A 15,999-nucleotide genomic window follows, 5' to 3' on the forward strand; every position below is an offset into this window, starting at 1 on the left:
CCACCGCCCCCACCGCCCGACACCTCCTAAATCGCAACTGTCCGCAAATCCCCGTCCCGATTCACCAGCGTCACGCGGCGGATGCCCGGCAGCGCCTTTGCAGCTTGCCTGATCTCCTCCGCCGCCATCAGGCAGCAGGCGGTGGAGAACGCATCCGCCAGAGCGGCCCGCTCCGCCTCGACGCTCACCGTCGACCAGCGCGCCCCGCCCTGCCCGCGCGGATCGAGGATATGGCCGGTATCGCCCAGCATCAGCGCCCCGGGGCTGGAGGTGGCCACCGCCGCACCGGTCAGCGTGCGGGTGCCCAGATAGCCCTGCGCGGGATCGGCCAGCCCCAGCCGCCACGGCCCGCCCAGCACGCGGAACTCGCCCGCATCGACCAGCGCATGATCAAAGCCCCGCGCCGCCAGCAGCTCCGCCACCGCATCCGTGGCAAACCCCTGCGCGATGCCATTGAAGGTCAGCGCCTGTCCCGGCCCCAGCACGATCTCCCGGCCCTGCGCCACCCGGTCCCAGCCGACCACAGCACGTGCGGCATCCACGTCACCGCCCAGCGCCAGCGCCTGCCAGAGCGGCTGGACGCTGGGATCGAAGGCACCGTCCGTGGCGCGATGCACGGTCTCCGCCATGGAAACCAGCGCGCGAAACTCCTCCGACGGCCTCAACCGCCCGACGCGGTTCAGCCGCGACAGCTCCGAGCCAGGATCGTAGAGGCTGAAGCAGCGTTCGACCGCGCGCAGCCGCACCACAGCCGCCGCCAGCGCGTCCCCGGCCCCCGGCCCGTGCAGGGTGATCTCCGCCTCCGCCCCCAGCGCGACGCCGCGCCAGCGGGCGGGCGACATGGCCAGCGCCGGACCCGCGCAGAGCGCCGCCGCCGAGATGCTCAGAAATCTGCGCCGGGTCAGGGTCATTCGGCGGGCACTCTCTCAGCGGATGGAAGCGGGCGCTTGCGGGCTTTCGCCGCCAGCACCAGCGGCACGCATTGTTTCGGATCGTCATGGATCTTCACGCAGTCAAGGCACTGGAAACACTCGGAATAAGAGATCTTACCGGATTTCTCGATAGCGCCGTAGCGGCAGCGCACGCGGCAGAGCTGGCAGGGCGATCCGCACTCCTTGCGCCGCGCGATCCAGTCGCGCCCGCGCAGCAGCCCGCCAATGGCCATCACCGCTCCCAGCGGGCAGAGATAGCGGCAGAACCCCTTGAACAGCACCGCGCTCAGCAAAAGCAGCCCCACCGCCCAGGCGACATAGGGCCAGGCGCGCAGGAAATGCGTGGTGATGGCGGTCTTGAAGGGCTCGATCTCGGCCACCGTATCGACCTCGCCCGGCGCGACAAAGACCACCGCGATCATGCCCGCCAGCACGACATATTTCAGCCCCTTCAGCCGCCGGTCCCAGCGCGGCGCGGGCTCGATCTGCGGCAGGCGCAGCAGGCGCCCCAGATGCGCGGCGAATTCCTGCAACGCGCCGAAGGGGCAGAGCCAGCCGCAGAAGAACCCCCGCCCCCAGAGTACGAATCCCGCGATGGCCGCGCCCCAGACCAGCAGCGAGAACGGATCGTAGAGCAGGAAGGCGAAGCTGCCGCCCTCGAACGCCGTGCGGATCACCCCCAGCACCGTGACGATGGACAGTTGCCCCTGCCCCCAGAAGCCCACGACTCCGGTCATCGCCGCCAACATGCCCAGCCGCACTGGGGTGAAATACCGCAACCCCGCCAGCCGGTTTTGCGCCGGTCCCACCGCCAGCAACAGGACAATGAGAAAGCCGCAGAGCAGCGCCAGATCCGTCTGCCGGTTCAGGATCGCCTCGCGCCAGGGCGGCAGCGTCTCGACCGCACCGGGGCGGAGGAAGAACCGCTCGGGCGTGCTGTGGCCGACGATCAGTTCCTGCCGTCCGATCTGCGGCTGGAACATGCCATGCGCGCGCACCGCCTCGACCCTGAGCGTCCAGTCCCGCGACGGATCGAAGCCCAGCCGCCGGTCGGTGCGCAGGATCATCGCCGTGCCCTCGGGCACGCCCTCGGCCAGCTCTACCAGCAGATCGGCGTCGCGCAGCGCCACCGGCAGCCCGTCCTGCCCGGCCGAGAGCCAGTCGGGCGCGGTGTTGCGCACGAAATCGGGCGAGACCAGCCCGTGCCGTCCCGCCTCGATCAACAGGATCGGCTCTTCGTCGGGCGAGATCGCCAGAAAGCGCTGCAACTCGCCCAGCGTATCGGCGCTCAGCGCGGCGCGGGCGATGCTCGGCGGGCCGAGATCGACGATCCAGAGGTCGAGATAGGCGCCCTCCGGGTCCGCCGCCGCCTCGGGGTCGTCATCCGCCCAGACCGTCCCGGCAAACAGCGCCTCAACCTGGGCATTCGTGACGATCTTATGCGTGGCGATCCCCTCGGCGACCAGATCCTCCCAGCTGAGCGGCTCGTCGTGATCGGGGTCGGGATAGGCGGGCGGCCCGGCAGAGATGCCCTGCATCTTCTCGCGGGCCACCTCGCGAGCGGCGGCCATGATGCTTTCATGGGCAATCCGCACGCTGGCGGTCGCCTTGGTCACCCCGTCGAGATAGACCAGCGCCGAGCCGCTGTCGCCCGCGCCATAGGCGTTGCCCACCACCATGGTCTCGGACATCGAATGGCCCGCATATTGTTCGAGAAACCGCCGCAGCGGCGCCTCGCCCAGCCCCGAGACGAAGATCGGCTCGTTGTGCGAGATCAGCCGCACGTCGAGGAACTGGCCGTCGAGATCGAGCATCACGAAGACATTGATGGGCGCGCCGGAAAACCCCGGCAGCGGCGCTATAAGTTCGGTCTCGAACGCATAGCCCGCAAGACCGCCGCCGCTGTTCAGAAGCTCCCACAGGCCCTTGTCGCCCAGCTCCTCGCCCAGAACATAGGGCGCGTAGACGAATTCCGACATCGCCGCGCGGTCCAGCGGCTCGGCCCGGACAAAGCCGGGCCAGAGAGCGCAAAGACCAAGGAGCAGAGTGAAGACCAGAGACCGCATAGGCCGCACCCTAGCAAGGCGCTGCCCCCCTGCCGATGCGACCTAGGTCTGAGACCGGGACGCCACAGGGCGGTTCTGTTTGGACGGGGGAAAATGCGGTGCCTTTGCGGAGAGGAGAAGAAAGGCACCGCAGATGTGCCGGTGCGGCCATGGGAGGGACACACGGGCACAGGGGTCGTCCGGGGCAGGATGCAAGGGGTGCCCCGGACGGGAGGAGCTTTTAGAAGAAGCCCAGCTTGTTGGGGTTGTAGCTCATCAGGATGTTCTTGGTCTGCTGGTAGTGGTCCAGCATCATCTTGTGAGTCTCGCGCCCGATGCCCGACTGCTTGTAGCCGCCGAAGGCCGCATGCGCCGGATAGGCGTGGTAGTTGTTCACCCAGACACGGCCCGCCTCGATCTTGCGGCCGAAGCGGTAGCAGCGGTTCGCGTCGCGGGTCCAGACACCGGCGCCGAGGCCGTACATCGTGTCGTTCGCGATGGCGAGCGCCTCTTCCTCGTCCTTGAAGGTGGTCACCGAGACGACCGGGCCGAAGATCTCTTCCTGGAAGACGCGCATCTTGTTGTGGCCCTTCAGGATCGTCGGCTGGATGTAGAAGCCATTCGACAGATCGCCGTTGAAGCGCGCGGCATCGCCGCCCACCAGCACCTCGGCGCCCTCTTCGCGGCCGATGGTGAAGTAGGACATGATCTTCGACTGCTGCTCGGCACTGGCCTGGGCACCCACCATGGTCGCCATGTCGCGCGGGTCGCCCTGCTTGATGGCTTTCACACGCTCGATGCAGCGGGCGATGAACTCCTCATAGATGTCTTCCTGGACAAGCGCGCGGCTCGGGCAGGTGCAGACCTCGCCCTGGTTGAAGGCGAAAAGCACGAAGCCTTCGACCGCCTTGTCGAGAAAGGCGTCGTCCTCGGCCATCACGTCGGAGAAGAAGATGTTCGGCGATTTGCCGCCCAGCTCCAGCGTCACCGGAATGAGGTTCTTGGTGGCGGCCTTCATGATGATGCGGCCGGTCTCGGTCGAGCCGGTGAAGGCGATCTTGGCAATGCGGTTGCTCTCGGCGAGCGGGCCGCCCACCTCGGCGCCGAAGCCGTTGACGATGTTCAGCACACCGGCGGGCAGCAGGTCGGCGATGAGCTCGGCCAGCACCATGATCGCGGCAGGGGTCTGCTCGGCAGGCTTCAGCACGATGCAGTTGCCTGCGGCCAGCGCGGGTGCCAGTTTCCAGGCCGCCATCAGGATCGAGAAGTTCCACGGGATGATCTGGCCGACGACGCCCAGCGGCTCGTGGAAGTGATAGGCGACGGTGTCGGCGTCGATCTCCGACATGGTGCCTTCCTGGCTGCGCAGGACACCGGCGAAATAGCGGAAATGGTCGATCGACAGCGGGATGTCGGCGGCGGTGGTCTCACGGATCGGCTTGCCGTTGTCCCAGGTCTCGGCCTGGGCGAGAATGTCGAGGTTTTCCTCCAGACGGTCGGCGATCTTCAGCAGCGTGTTGGCGCGCTCGGCGGGCGAGGTTGCGCCCCAGGCATCCTTGGCGGCATGGGCGGCGTCCAGTGCCATCTCGACATCGGCGGCGTCGGAACGGGCGACTTCGCAGACCTTGCCGCCGGTGATCGGCGTGATGTTGTCGAAGTAGCGGCCGCTCACCGGCGCGACGAATTTGCCGCCGATGAAGTTGTCGTAGCGGGCCTTGAAGGGCGAGGCATATTTGCCTTCGGTTTCGGTCATGACGTTCATGCTGTGCAGTCCTCCTTGCATCCCGGATCCTCCACCCGGGTCTGAGGCGAAGGTGGCCATACGGGGGCGCGCTGTCATCCCGACCAAGGTCGGGTGTCTCGGACATGTGTCTCAGCAGTGAGACAGTTGCGCGGGACGATTGCGCCGGACCAGGAGGATCCGGGGCGGGAGTTCGGGGGTTCGCCGGGTGTTTGAGCAGGGCTCATGGAGCGTTTTTCGGCTTCGCGGATGAGATCAATTGGCAGGTCAGCGGACATGCCTCCTCAATCCCCGCGCCCTTGGCCCGGACTCAAGCCGAAGGCGCCGGGCCCAGTGGCGGCCCGTGACGCGCCGCACCATGTGTGGAAGACCTTCCTTTATCCCCGCCACATTCGAAGGACCTGGAAGCCAGGCACGGGCGTCAACAAATCGGGAGCCCGCCCGAACGGGGCATGCCGGAGGCATGACGCTGTACCCGGCTTGTCTTGTGCATGCGGCAAGGTCTTTTCCGGGTCTGACGGGCGGTCACCATTCCGTGCTCGCTCGAGAAACGACAGCTTTGGCTGCCGCCCCGATCTGCGTATTTGGAAAGAGAAGAAACCAGGAGCGCGGAAATAGGTCCGCCGCCTACTCCCCCAGCCCCAGCCGCTTCATCCGGCGGTAGAGCGTGGCGCGGCCGATGCCCAGCGCCCGCGCGGCCTGGCTGACATTGCCGTCGGCGCGGGTCAGGGCGCGCACCACGGCCGCGCGCTCGGCCTTTTCGAACCCGCTCGGCCCCTCGTCGCGGCCGAAGAGATCCGAGGCCGGGCGCGGCTTCAGCGCGCCTTTCGCCTCCAGATGGAACGCCCGGCGCGCCCCGCGGGTGGCGCCGATCACCAGATCGTCGCGATCCACCGCCACCAGCACCGATGCATCGGCCTCGTCGCCATCGCCCACCACGATCCGCGCCTCGGGGAAGGAGGCACGGAAGAAATCCGCCTCGATCGCGCGGGCGGTCTGCGCCACCGTCGCCGCGATCAGCCGGTTGAACCCCTCGGTCTGGTCGGCACGGGCCGAAGAGACGTCGAGCGCGCCCACGATGGCGCCGTCGGGTCCGAAGATCGGCGCGTCCATGCAGCTCATCCCGATATTGCGGGCAAAGAAATGATCGTCGCGGTGGATCGTCACCCGGCGCTGTTCCGCCAGACAGGTGCCGATCCCGTTGGTGCCCTCGCGCGCCTCGCTCCAGTCGGCGCCGGGCCAGAGCCCCCAGTCGCGGAACACCGCCGCATCCGCATCGCCGCAGCGCTGATCGAGCACCAGCCCGTCGCTGTCCGTCAGCAGCACCCCGCAGCCCGAGCTGCCCACCAGCCCGAAAAGCTGATCGAGCTTCGGTCCCGCGACCAGCATGAAGCGCTCGTGAACACCCCGGGCCTCGTCCAGCGCCTTGCGGTCCAGCCGCTCGCTGGCCCGGCGCTCGGCCGGATCGAGCCCGTGATGCTGCATCGAGCGGCGCCAGGAGGCCGCAAGCGACGATTTCGCCGCCGCCTTGTCCGAGACGACGGCCTTCACGATCCTGTCGATATGTTCCGAAGCTGGCGTGATGGTTCCTCTCCTCCCGCATCCAGCGCCCCACCGAAGGCCGGAGCGCCTTCGGCGATCCTATGTCCGGTCCGGAGCAAAGGCTATACGACCAAGGGACAAGGCGCCAGTCACGGAAAGGTCAGCGCCCCCGCAGAGGGCTGCGGGGGCGCTTCGAATACCGGCAAGAGGCCCCGGCTTTGGAGCCTGCCGCGCTTACATCTTGCCGCCGTAGACGGGGAAGACGCTTGCGTCGCCGTAATCCTTGATCTGCTCGATGGTCTTCAGCGCTTCCATATCCGCGTCGGAGATCTCGAAATCGAGCGCGGCGTTGTCGCGCATGTGATCCGGGTTCGCGGTCTTCGGCAGCGGCAGCAGGCCGAGCTGGAGCACGTAGCGGATGCAGAGCTGCGGAATGCTGACGCCGTATTTCGCCGCCATGGCGCCGATCTCGGCATTGTCGAGGATCTTGCCATGGGCGACCGGCGAATAGGCTTCGACCAGCAGACCCTTGCTTTTGCAATAGTCGATCAGCTCGAAGGGCGTGTTGCTGACATGCGCGAGGATCTGGTTGATCATCGGCTTGACCGAGGCATTGTCGAGCAGGTTGTCGAGGTCTTCCTTCTGGAAGTTCGACACGCCGATGGCGCGGATCTTGCCCGCCTCATAAGCCTCTTCCAGCGCCTTCCAGGCCGCGAGGTTGCCCTCGAAGAAACGGTCCTCGCCGCTGAAATCCTGCCACGGCTGCGGGCTGTGGATGATCATCAGGTCGATGTAATCCAGCCCCAGCGCTTCGAGCGAACCGTCGATGGCGGCGACCGCGGCGTCATGGGTCTTGATGCCCGCATCGAGCTTGGTGGTCACGAACATCTCTTCGCGCGGGATGCCGCTGGCGCGCACGCCTTCGCCGACGCCGCGCTCGTTCATATAGGCCTGGGCGGTGTCGATGTGACGGTATCCCAGCTTCGTCGCCGCGATGACGGCCTCGGCGACCTTGTCATCGTCGATCATCCAGGTGCCGAGACCGAGTTTCGGGATCTTCACGCCATTGGGCAGGGTATAGGTTTCTTGCAGGATCATCTTTTCTTCCTTTCGTCTGGGGCTCATCCGAGCCGCTGTCGTACCGGACCGGGCACGGCCTGCCGCCAGCCTGCGCACCGGCCCATGCGGCCGGGGAGAGGCTGGCGCATGGCGCCGACACATCGGGAACGCCCAGCAGGCCCCCGCTCCGTCTGCCCACAATCTAGGCCATGGGGGCCGCCGCGATAATCGACGCAAACCAACACTTACTCATGAGCTGAGCGCATCAATCGGCCAAGAAATCGCCCGAAGCGACATCAGCCGCGTGGCACGGGGAGCGGCCGGAACCGGCCAAGACGCCACGGCGGGGACAACATGCCCGGGGACGAGCCGCATGCGCCGATGCGTGACGCGGCCCAGACACCGGATCATGGCGACGCCCCCCGGGGAGAGGCCACCGGGAGTGTGCAGGGGGCGGCAGTTCCCGCCCTCCAAAGAGACAACGACGCGGCGGGCGATGTGCAACCGGCGCGACAACCGGGCTCAGCGGACGTGGAAACCGCCACAAGCCCGCTTCCGGCCGTCCCCGGGCGCGGCCTAATAGGACGGCTTTTTCAGCAGCTCCGGGAGCTTCGGGGCAATATGTTCGGGATAGAACCGGGTTTGCCAGTCCTCCCGGGCCAGCTCGGTCAGTTCGATGGAGACGTATTTCTCATCCACCCCCAGCGTCCGGCAGGTTTCCCGCGCGATGGCCTGCGCCAGCGCGCGTTTCTGATCGTCGCTCTTGCCCTCGATCAGCGTCACGGAAATATGCGGCATCTGTCCTCTCCCTTGTCCCTGTCCTCCGGCGGGCCCCGTCTCATGCGGAGCCCGCGCGCATCTGCGCAACCGCCTCGGCAATGGCGTCGAGCCGCTCCGGATCCTCGATCGTGGCCGGGTAGCTCCAGCGCTCGCCGTCGAGGATCTTGCGGATCACTCCGCGCAGGATCTTGCCCGAGCGGGTCTTGGGAAGCCCCGCGACCACCAGCACCCCGCGCAGCGAGGCGATGGCGCCGACCGTCTCGCGGACCCGCTGCGACACTTCGCGCGCGATCTCGGCCTCGCCGCGCGCCGTTCCCGCCTTCATCACGACGATGCCGAAGGGCACCTGCCCCTTGAGCGCATCGCCAATGCCCACCACCGCGCATTCCGCCAGATCCGGATGGCCCAGCACCGCATCCTCGAGCGCGCCGGTCGACAGGCGGTGGCCCGCGACCTGAATCACATCGTCGGTGCGCGACATCACGAAGACATAGCCGTCCTCGTCCATATAGCCGGCATCGGCGGTGTCGTAATAGCCCGGAAACCGGCTGAGATAGGTGTCGCGAAACCGCTGATCGGCGGTCCAGAGCGTGGCAAAGCAGCTTGGCGGCAGCGGCAGGCGAATGGCGATATTGCCCAGCGCGCCCGGCGGCAGCGGCGCGCCCTCGTCGTCGAGCACGCGGATGTCGTAACCCGGCATCGCGACGCCGGGCGAGCCGTATTTCACCGGCAAGAGACCCAGACCGGCCGGGTTCGCCGCAATCGCCCAGCCGGTTTCCGTCTGCCACCAATGGTCGATGACGGGCACGTTCAGACCGGTCTCGGCCCAGATGATCGTTTCGGGATCGGCGCGTTCGCCGGCCACGAACATCTGCCGCAGACAAGAGAGATCCCAGCGCCCGATGAAGGCGCCGCCGGGATCTTCGCGCCGGATCGCCCGGATCGCGGTGGGCGCGGCGAACAGCGCCGAGACCCCGTGCTCGGAAATCACCCGCCAGAAGGTGCCGGCATCCGGCGTGCCCACGGGCTTGCCCTCGAAGAGAACGGTGGCGCAGCCCTGCAACAGCGGCCCGTAGACGATGTAGGAATGGCCCACCACCCAGCCGACATCGGAGGCCGCCCAGAAGACCTCGCCCGGGGCCATGCCGTAGACGTTCTGCATCGACCATTTCAGCGCGACCATATGACCGCCGTTTTCACGTACCACCCCCTTGGGCTGACCGGTGGTGCCCGAGGTGTAGAGGATATAGAGCGGATCGGTCGCCGCGACCGTGCGGCAGCCGGCAAGCCTGTCCGCCGCCATCGCCGCATCGACGGCCTGCCGGTAATCGACATCCAGCCCCTCGGTCATCGCGCAGGGCTGTTCCGGCCGCTGCAACACGATCCGCGCCGCGGGTTTGTGCGCGGACAGCTCCGTCGCACGGTCGAGCAGCGGCTTGTAGGCGATGACGCGGCCCGGCTCGATGCCGCAGGAGGCGGAGACGATCAGGCGGGGCTCCGCATGGTCGATCCGGCTGGCCAGCTCGGCCGCCGCGAACCCGCCGAAGACCACCGCGTGAACGGCGCCGATCCGGGCACAGGCGAGCATGGCAAACACCGCCTCGGGCACCATCGGCATGTAGATCAGCACGCGGTCGCCCGGCGCCACGCCGCGATCCAGCATCACCTGGGCCAGTGCCGCCACCTCGCGCTGCAACTCGGCAAAGCTGTAGCGGCGCGCCCGACCGGTGATCGGGCTGTCGTAGATCAGCGCAATCCGCGCACCCTGCCCCGCCGCCACATGCCGGTCGATGCAATTGTAGCAGGTGTTGCAGGTGGCATCGGGAAACCATCGCCCATAGGCGCCGCTGTCGGGATCAAAGATCCTCGCCGGCGGCGAAACCCAGGAAATCTCCTGCGCGGCGGCGCGCCAGAAGCCTTCGGGGTCCTCCTGCCACGCCGCGTAGCCGCGGCGATAGGCGCTGCCCGCCGCCGGGCCGCTTGCGGGATGTCCGGCGGCACCGCTCACGACGCCTTCCCGCCCTTCTCGCGGGCGCTTACCGGCAGGCCGGCCTTTTTCCAGGTCGAGAACCCCCCGCGCATGCTGATCACGTTGAGCCCCATCTCCTGCGCCGTCCGCGCGGCCAGCAGCGACCGCCAGCCCGAGGCGCAGTAGAACACAAACGCCTTGTCCTCGGCGAAGAAGGGCTTGTGATAGGGGCTTTCCGGGTCGATCCAGAATTCCAGCATGCCGCGAGGCGCCAGGATCGCGCCGGGCAGCATGCCGTCGCGCTCGACCTCGCGCACATCGCGGATGTCGATGAGCCGATAGCCGTCATCGCCGGAAATCTCCGCCACCTCGCCGACCTCGAGCGATGTCACGAGGGCGTCCGCCTCCGCCAGAAGCGCCTTGTAGCCTTTTGCCATGGTCCTCTCCTCCGTCCCTGTCGCCACCGGCGCGCCTCAGCGCAGCCGGATCAGGCGTTTGCCCATGTTCTCGCCGCGATAGAGCCCGGCAATCGCATCCGGACAGGACTCGATCCCCTCCAGCACGTCCTCGCGCCAGGCAAGACGGCCCTCGCGGATCCACCCCGCCAGCGTGGCAAAGGCCTCGGCGGATTTGTCGGCGTGATCGAAGGCCAGAAAGCCCTGCATCCGCGCCCGCTTGGTCAGCAGATCGCGCTCGACCCGGGGCCCCTGCGGCACCGGATCCCAGCTCGAGATCGAGGCGGTGCCGCAGACCACGATGCGCGCGCCGACCGCGATCTGCTGGCGCACCGCATCGCTGATCGGCCCGGCGGTGTTGTCGAAATAGACGTTGATCCCGTCGGGACAGGCGGCGGCGAGCCCGGCCTCTAGATCCTCGGCGGCATAGTCCAGCACCGCGTCATAGCCGAAGGTCTCGCGGCAGAGCGCCATCTTGGCCCCGCCCCGGGTGATCCCGACCGTGCGGCACCCGAGGATCTTCGCGATCTGCCCCACCGCCGAACCGACCGATCCGGCAGCGGTGGAGACAACGACCGTATCGCCCGGCTTCGGCTCTCCGGCGATGGTAAGCCCGAGATAGGCGGCCAGACCGTTCAGCCCGAGCAGCCCCAGCGACAGCGAGACCGGCAGGTCGGTCTCGGTCACCTTGCGGATCACCTTGTCCACGCCGACCGTCGCCGCCTCCTGCCAGCCGAACCAGCCGGTCACGATGTCGCCCTCGGCATAGGCCGGATCGCCCGAGGCCAGCACCTTGCCGACGGCGATGGCGCGCATCACCTCGCCGATCCCGATCGGCGCGGAATAGTTGCTCTTGTCGGCAAGCCAGCCGCGCATCGCGGGCTCGACCGACAGGTAATGGTTCTCGACCAGGATCTCGCCCGCCGCGGGCGCCGCGACCGTCGCGGTATCCAGCGCGAAATGCTCGGCCTGGGCGATGCCCTCGACGGGCTTGGCCAGCACGGTGCGGCGGTTCGGGCCGCCGATCTCGGCGGGGGCGGACAATCGGGTCATTGGCTTTCCTCCTTGGCAGGCAGGACATGGTTGCGCAGCACGCCCAATCCCTCAACCTCCAGCTCGATGACATCGCCGTCCTGAAGATAGCGGCCCAGCTCCATGCCGGTCCCCAGACCGACGGTGCCCGAGCCAAAGAACTCGCCCGGATGCAGCCTCTCGTCCTGCGAGGCATAGGCGATCATGTCCTCGAAACTGTAAATCATCCCGTCGGTGGCGCCGTCGCACCACAGCTCGCCGTTCACCCGCGACAGCATCCGCAGCGCATAGGCGTCGGGCACCTCGTCGGCGGTGACGATCCACGGCCCGATGGCATAGCCGCCCGAGAAATCCTTGGATTTGGCCGGGCCGGTGATGTTGCCGACCTCCGACATCTGGAAATCGCGTGCCGAGAAATCGTTGAAGACGGTGTAGCCGAAGATGTGATCGCGGGCCCGGGCCTTGGAAATGTCCTCGCCGCCCTTGCCGATATAGATGCCGAACTCCAGCTCGTAATCGAGATGCGTGCAGCCGCGCGGGCGCCGGAAACCGGTGTCGGTGCCGATCACCGAATAGCGGTTGCCCTTGTAGAAGTTCGGATGGTGCAGAAAGAACGGCGCGATCTGCGGATTGGCCGGCGGCTCGGGCACAGGTTCTCCGGCCAGCTCGGCCTTGAGCGCCATGAGCGCCGCCGGCGCGCCCAGCATATGGCCCTCGAAGGCGACGAAATCGCGGATGCTGCCGGGCACCGGCACCGGCGACAGCAGCCGCACCTCCGACAGTGCCGCGCTCAGCGACGTGTCACCGCCCCGGGTGTCGAAGAGGCCGCGCGCAGCGTCGAGCCCCCGGTCGCCGGCCTCCATGAGCGCCAGCATGCTCCGGAAGGCGGCCCCCTCGGTGCCCGCCCGCTCTGCCGCCGCCGCGAGATCGAAGACCCGTGTCTCCGCCGCGTGAACGATACCGATGCGGATCTGGCCGCCGCTGCTTTGATAGGTCGCGAGTTTCATGATGTTCCCATTGCCAAAAGTCAGGTGAAATCTTCGAAGAGACGGCGGAGGACCGTATCGAGCGTGGTCGGCCCCTTGACCGTCTTGTCGGGAGGCGACTCGAAGTCGATCCAGCCCTCGTTGATGCCGTCGAGCATGCGCATGCGCGGCAGCGGATTGACCATGCCCGAGGCGCGGAAGATGTCCTCCCAGCGGTCGCGGGGCACTTCGCGCACCGCGACCGGCCGGCCGAGATGCGCGGACATGATCCGCGCCACATCGACCGGGGCGAGCCGGATCTCGTGCTCTAGCTCCACGATCCGCGTGCCGCTCCAGGTCTCGCGGATCATCTCTGCCGCCAACTCTCCCACATCCGCCGTCGCAGCCATCGGGATCGCCCGGTCGGCGGGTTGCAGGAAGCTGTCGATGACCCCCCTGTCGCGCGCCGAAACGATGTCGCCGCGGAAGTTCTCCATGAACCAGCCGGGCCGCAGGAAGGCCACCGGCAGATCCAGCCGGCCTAGTGCCTCCTCCATCAGCGTGCGCTGCGACAGATTGTTGGTCTGGACCGCCTGCGCCCCAACCGAGGACAGGCACACCACCCGCTTCGGCCGCGCCCGGTCCAGCGCCGCAGACACGGCGGCGACCACTTCGGCGGCCTCCTGAAACCCCGGCGCGGGATCGAAATTCGACGGCGGCAGGATGAAGACGCCCTGCGCGCCGGAAAACGCCTCCGCCAGCGCGTCGGCATCCTGCATGCGCGCAATCGCCAGCTCGGCGCCGCGCGCGGCCCAGGGCTGGAGTTTCTGCGCGTTCCGTGCCACCGCGCGCACCCGTTCGCCCCCGTCGAGCAAGGCGCGCGCCATGGCGCCGCCGACCTTGCCGGTTATTCCCGTAATCGCATACATTGCCTTATTCCCGATAATCCCGCGGAGCCGGTCCAGGCGGCCCGGCACCGGGGGGCGGTCAGGCCGCCCCCCGCACGTCCCGAAGGGCCCCTAGTTCACGACGAAGCCGGAATAGCCCTCGTCCACACAGGCGTTGATGCGTTGCAGGAAATCCGGGATCCCGCGCGCATAGACCATCATCTCGCGCCGCTTCCCCGGAATATTGGCGCCGATGTACCAGGAGTTCGCCTTGTAGAACATGTCCGAGGTCTGCACCGTGTCGCTGCGCCAGGTCTCGTCCGCCTCGGGCGTCGCCTCGATCCGGGTCTTGCCCTTGACGATCAGGTCGTCCACCACGCGGGCGACCCAGTCGCCCTGGAACTCGGCGCAGGACGGGCCGTTGCAGAAGGCCGAGGGGCTCTGCGGGCCGTAAACCATGAACATGTTCGGGAATTCCGAGGTGGCCATGCCCAGATGCGCGGCCAGCCCCTCGCTCCAGCGCTCCTGGATCGTGCGGCCGTTGCTGCCCACGATGTCGATGCTGAGCATGCCGCCCGAGATCGCGTCGAAACCGGTCGCCAGAACAATTATGTCGAAGGGATACTCGGCCTCCGTCGTCTTGATCCCGGTCTCGGTGATCCGCTCGATCGGCGTCTCGCGCAGATTGACGAGAGAGACATTGTCGAGATTGAAACACTCGAAATAGGTCTGCTCGAGCGAAGGGCGCTTGACGCCGATGGGATGCGGCGGATCGGTGGGGGCGAGGATCTCGGCCAGCCTGGGGTCGTTGATGCGCTCGCGCGTGCGGTCGCGCCAGTAGTCATAGACGAGACGGTTCGCCTTCTCGTCCATCAGCGTGTCGTAGTAATTCGCCAGCCACGGGTAGAACCCGCCCTTCTCCCAAAGCGCGTCAAAGGTCTTGCGGCGCTCTTCGTCGCTGACCTCGAACACGCTCTTGGGGATGAAGTCGAAATCGAAGCCGCCAAAGGTCTTTTCCCGCAGCGCATAGGCCGCCGCATAGTCCTTCTTGAGCTGGGCGCTTTCCTCTTTCGAGATCTTGCGCTGGCGCATCGGCAGGGCCAGCATCGCGGTGCGCTGGAAGACCGTGACCTGTTCGGCGACCTTGCTGGCCTCCTGCACCACCTGCAAGCCGCTGGCGCCGGTGCCGATCACCGCGATCCGCTTGCCCGTCATGTCGAGCCCGCCCTGCGGCCAGAGCGCGGTGTGCTGCACCACCCCGTTGAAATCCGACATGCCGGGGATGTCCGGCGTGAAGGGTTTCGCCGCGAAGCCCAGGCAGGGCAGCAGGAACCGCGCCCGGACCGCATAGCCATCCTCGGCCGAGATCGTCCAGACCCTGTCCTCCTCGTCGAACCGGGCCGAGGTGACCTTGGTGCCGAAGCGGATGTCCTTGCTGAGATCCAGCTTCTTGTCGACATAGTCGAAATAGGCCGCGACCTCTTCGCGCCCGGGATAGAGCTCGGTGAAATCCCAGTCCTGCCAGAGCTCCGGGTCCGAGAACTGATACATGTGCCCCATGGAATCCACCCGGGCGCCCGGGTAGCAGTTCCAGTACCAGACACCGCCGACATTCTGCCCCGCTTCCAGAAGCAGAACCTTGTGGCCCTTGTCGCGCAGCCGGCGCAGCAGATGCAGCCCGCCGAACCCCGCGCCGATGATCACCGCATCGTATGTTTCCACCGCAGTATTGGACATTTTCTTGTACTCTTTTTCCCTGTTGTCGTGCTGGGCTCAGTCCCAATAGGTGCCGCCGGTCGGCAGCCGCTCGAGGTCGAGCCCCTCGTGGCAGAAGAAGGCCGGGATGCCGCCGCTTTCGAGCAGCATCAGGCGCTGCCGCGAGGCCGTCATCGCGCCGGCGCTCCAGTCCCAGGGCATCGGGATGAACGCCTCGAACTGGTCGCGCTGATGCGACACGTCCGCCGCCAGGACGATGCGTCCGCGGTTCGGCAGATCGACGATCAGGCTTTGATGGCCGGGCGCGTGGCCGGGCGTTCGGATGAGCTTGAGGCTGCCGTCCCCGAACAGGTCGCAATCGCCGTCGATGAGCTTCCAGTTTAGCTGGTGGACGGATTTGAAATCGTTCTGGCAGTAGACCGGGCTGGTCCAGGGATCGGGGAACAGCGCGTAGCGCAGCTCGTCCCGCTGGGCGACATGGATCGCGTCGGGGAAATGGGCCATGCCCCCCGCATGATCGAGATGCAGGTGGGAATAGACCACATAGCGCACATCCGAGGTCTTGATGCCCAGCTTGTCCAATTGCCGGTCGATGACATGATCGCGGGTGAAGGCATGCGCGCCGAAGGCGTCGAAGATGCCCGGCCCCCAATAGCTGTCGCGCCGCTCGGGATCGGCCACCGCCTCGTTGATCCCGGTATCCCACAGGATCACCCCGTGATCGGGATGCTCCAGCACCGCCGCCGTGGTCGGAATCGTGACCTCGCCGGGGGCGAAGGTCACAAGTTTCGCTTTCTCAAGCGTCATCGGCCCCACATTCATGGCCGTCATTCTCAGCGCTGACATCTTCTCCTCCTCAGCATGATCCGCCGCCCC

At 67.1% G+C, this 15,999-nt stretch carries 13 protein-coding genes; all 13 read right to left on the reverse strand.

Translation table 11 applies throughout. The features are described 5' to 3' along the window. Positions 1-26: 26 nt before the first annotated feature. Positions 27-911 (reverse strand): FAD:protein FMN transferase, encoded by an 885-nt coding sequence (locus M4578_RS06940; RefSeq protein WP_258092734.1) that lies wholly within the window; start codon positions 909-911, stop codon positions 27-29. Further along, entirely contained in the window at positions 908-2,998 is a 2,091-nt protein-coding gene (locus M4578_RS06945) for a 4Fe-4S binding protein (RefSeq protein ID WP_258092735.1), read from the reverse strand. Before M4578_RS06945 ends, M4578_RS06940 begins: the two co-directional genes overlap by 4 nt. Before the next feature lie 220 nt (positions 2,999-3,218). Continuing rightward, the gene (gene adh, locus M4578_RS06950) at positions 3,219-4,739 is read right to left on the reverse strand and encodes an aldehyde dehydrogenase (protein WP_258092736.1); all 1,521 of its coding nucleotides are present in this window, start codon (positions 4,737-4,739) and stop codon (positions 3,219-3,221) included. 606 nt (positions 4,740-5,345) lie between these two features. Beyond that, a complete protein-coding gene (locus M4578_RS06955) occupies positions 5,346-6,203 on the reverse strand; it encodes a GAF domain-containing protein (protein ID WP_258092969.1) in 858 nt (285 codons plus the stop codon). Positions 6,204-6,494: 291 nt separating this feature from the next. Further along, positions 6,495-7,358, reverse strand: coding sequence for an aldo/keto reductase (locus M4578_RS06960; RefSeq protein ID WP_258092737.1), 864 nt, complete (start codon positions 7,356-7,358; stop codon positions 6,495-6,497). 537 nt (positions 7,359-7,895) lie between these two features. Further along, complete coding sequence (locus M4578_RS06965; protein ID WP_258092738.1) at positions 7,896-8,117, reverse strand: tautomerase family protein; 222 nt, start codon at positions 8,115-8,117, stop codon at positions 7,896-7,898. 40 nt (positions 8,118-8,157) lie between these two features. Beyond that, positions 8,158-10,107: an AMP-binding protein gene (locus M4578_RS06970; protein WP_258092739.1), complete on the reverse strand. Its 1,950-nt coding sequence runs from the start codon at positions 10,105-10,107 to the stop codon at positions 8,158-8,160. Next, positions 10,104-10,505 carry a rhodanese-like domain-containing protein gene (locus tag M4578_RS06975; RefSeq protein WP_258092740.1) on the reverse strand — a complete coding sequence of 134 codons (402 nt, stop codon included), beginning with the start codon at positions 10,503-10,505 and terminating at the stop codon, positions 10,104-10,106. Before M4578_RS06975 ends, M4578_RS06970 begins: the two co-directional genes overlap by 4 nt. A gap of 36 nt (positions 10,506-10,541) precedes the next feature. Further along, on the reverse strand, positions 10,542-11,576 hold the full coding sequence (locus M4578_RS06980) for an NADP-dependent oxidoreductase (protein WP_258092741.1): 1,035 nt from the start codon (positions 11,574-11,576) through the stop codon (positions 10,542-10,544). Further along, positions 11,573-12,562 (reverse strand): fumarylacetoacetate hydrolase family protein, encoded by a 990-nt coding sequence (locus tag M4578_RS06985; protein ID WP_258092742.1) that lies wholly within the window; start codon positions 12,560-12,562, stop codon positions 11,573-11,575. Before M4578_RS06985 ends, M4578_RS06980 begins: the two co-directional genes overlap by 4 nt. A gap of 20 nt (positions 12,563-12,582) precedes the next feature. Next, on the reverse strand, positions 12,583-13,449 hold the full coding sequence (locus M4578_RS06990; protein WP_258092743.1) for an NmrA family NAD(P)-binding protein: 867 nt from the start codon (positions 13,447-13,449) through the stop codon (positions 12,583-12,585). Positions 13,450-13,539: 90 nt separating this feature from the next. Continuing rightward, the gene (locus M4578_RS06995; protein ID WP_258092744.1) at positions 13,540-15,144 is read right to left on the reverse strand and encodes a flavin-containing monooxygenase; all 1,605 of its coding nucleotides are present in this window, start codon (positions 15,142-15,144) and stop codon (positions 13,540-13,542) included. A 36-nt stretch (positions 15,145-15,180) separates the two neighbouring features. After that, positions 15,181-15,969, reverse strand: a complete 789-nt coding sequence (locus M4578_RS07000) for an N-acyl homoserine lactonase family protein (RefSeq protein ID WP_258092745.1) — start codon at positions 15,967-15,969, stop codon at positions 15,181-15,183. Positions 15,970-15,999 lie beyond the last annotated feature (30 nt).

The organism is Salipiger pentaromativorans (genome assembly GCF_024721115.1).
GTDB lineage: Bacteria > Pseudomonadota > Alphaproteobacteria > Rhodobacterales > Rhodobacteraceae > Salipiger > Salipiger pentaromativorans.

What these genes read in the sequence shown, in the direction of transcription:
- M4578_RS06975 (WP_258092740.1), bottom strand. Translation starts at nt 10,505, where the DNA reads ATGGCAAAAGGCTACAAGGCGCTTCTGGCGGAGGCGGACGCCCTCGTG.
- M4578_RS07000 (WP_258092745.1), bottom strand. Translation starts at nt 15,969, where the DNA reads ATGTCAGCGCTGAGAATGACGGCCATGAATGTGGGGCCGATGACGCTT.
- adh (WP_258092736.1), bottom strand. Translation starts at nt 4,739, where the DNA reads ATGAACGTCATGACCGAAACCGAAGGCAAATATGCCTCGCCCTTCAAG.
- M4578_RS06945 (WP_258092735.1), bottom strand. Translation starts at nt 2,998, where the DNA reads ATGCGGTCTCTGGTCTTCACTCTGCTCCTTGGTCTTTGCGCTCTCTGG.
- M4578_RS06965 (WP_258092738.1), bottom strand. Translation starts at nt 8,117, where the DNA reads ATGCCGCATATTTCCGTGACGCTGATCGAGGGCAAGAGCGACGATCAG.
- M4578_RS06985 (WP_258092742.1), bottom strand. Translation starts at nt 12,562, where the DNA reads ATGAAACTCGCGACCTATCAAAGCAGCGGCGGCCAGATCCGCATCGGT.
- M4578_RS06995 (WP_258092744.1), bottom strand. Translation starts at nt 15,144, where the DNA reads ATGTCCAATACTGCGGTGGAAACATACGATGCGGTGATCATCGGCGCG.
- M4578_RS06960 (WP_258092737.1), bottom strand. Translation starts at nt 7,358, where the DNA reads ATGATCCTGCAAGAAACCTATACCCTGCCCAATGGCGTGAAGATCCCG.
- M4578_RS06955 (WP_258092969.1), bottom strand. Translation starts at nt 6,203, where the DNA reads ATGCAGCATCACGGGCTCGATCCGGCCGAGCGCCGGGCCAGCGAGCGG.
- M4578_RS06980 (WP_258092741.1), bottom strand. Translation starts at nt 11,576, where the DNA reads ATGACCCGATTGTCCGCCCCCGCCGAGATCGGCGGCCCGAACCGCCGC.
- M4578_RS06990 (WP_258092743.1), bottom strand. Translation starts at nt 13,449, where the DNA reads ATGTATGCGATTACGGGAATAACCGGCAAGGTCGGCGGCGCCATGGCG.
- M4578_RS06940 (WP_258092734.1), bottom strand. Translation starts at nt 911, where the DNA reads ATGACCCTGACCCGGCGCAGATTTCTGAGCATCTCGGCGGCGGCGCTC.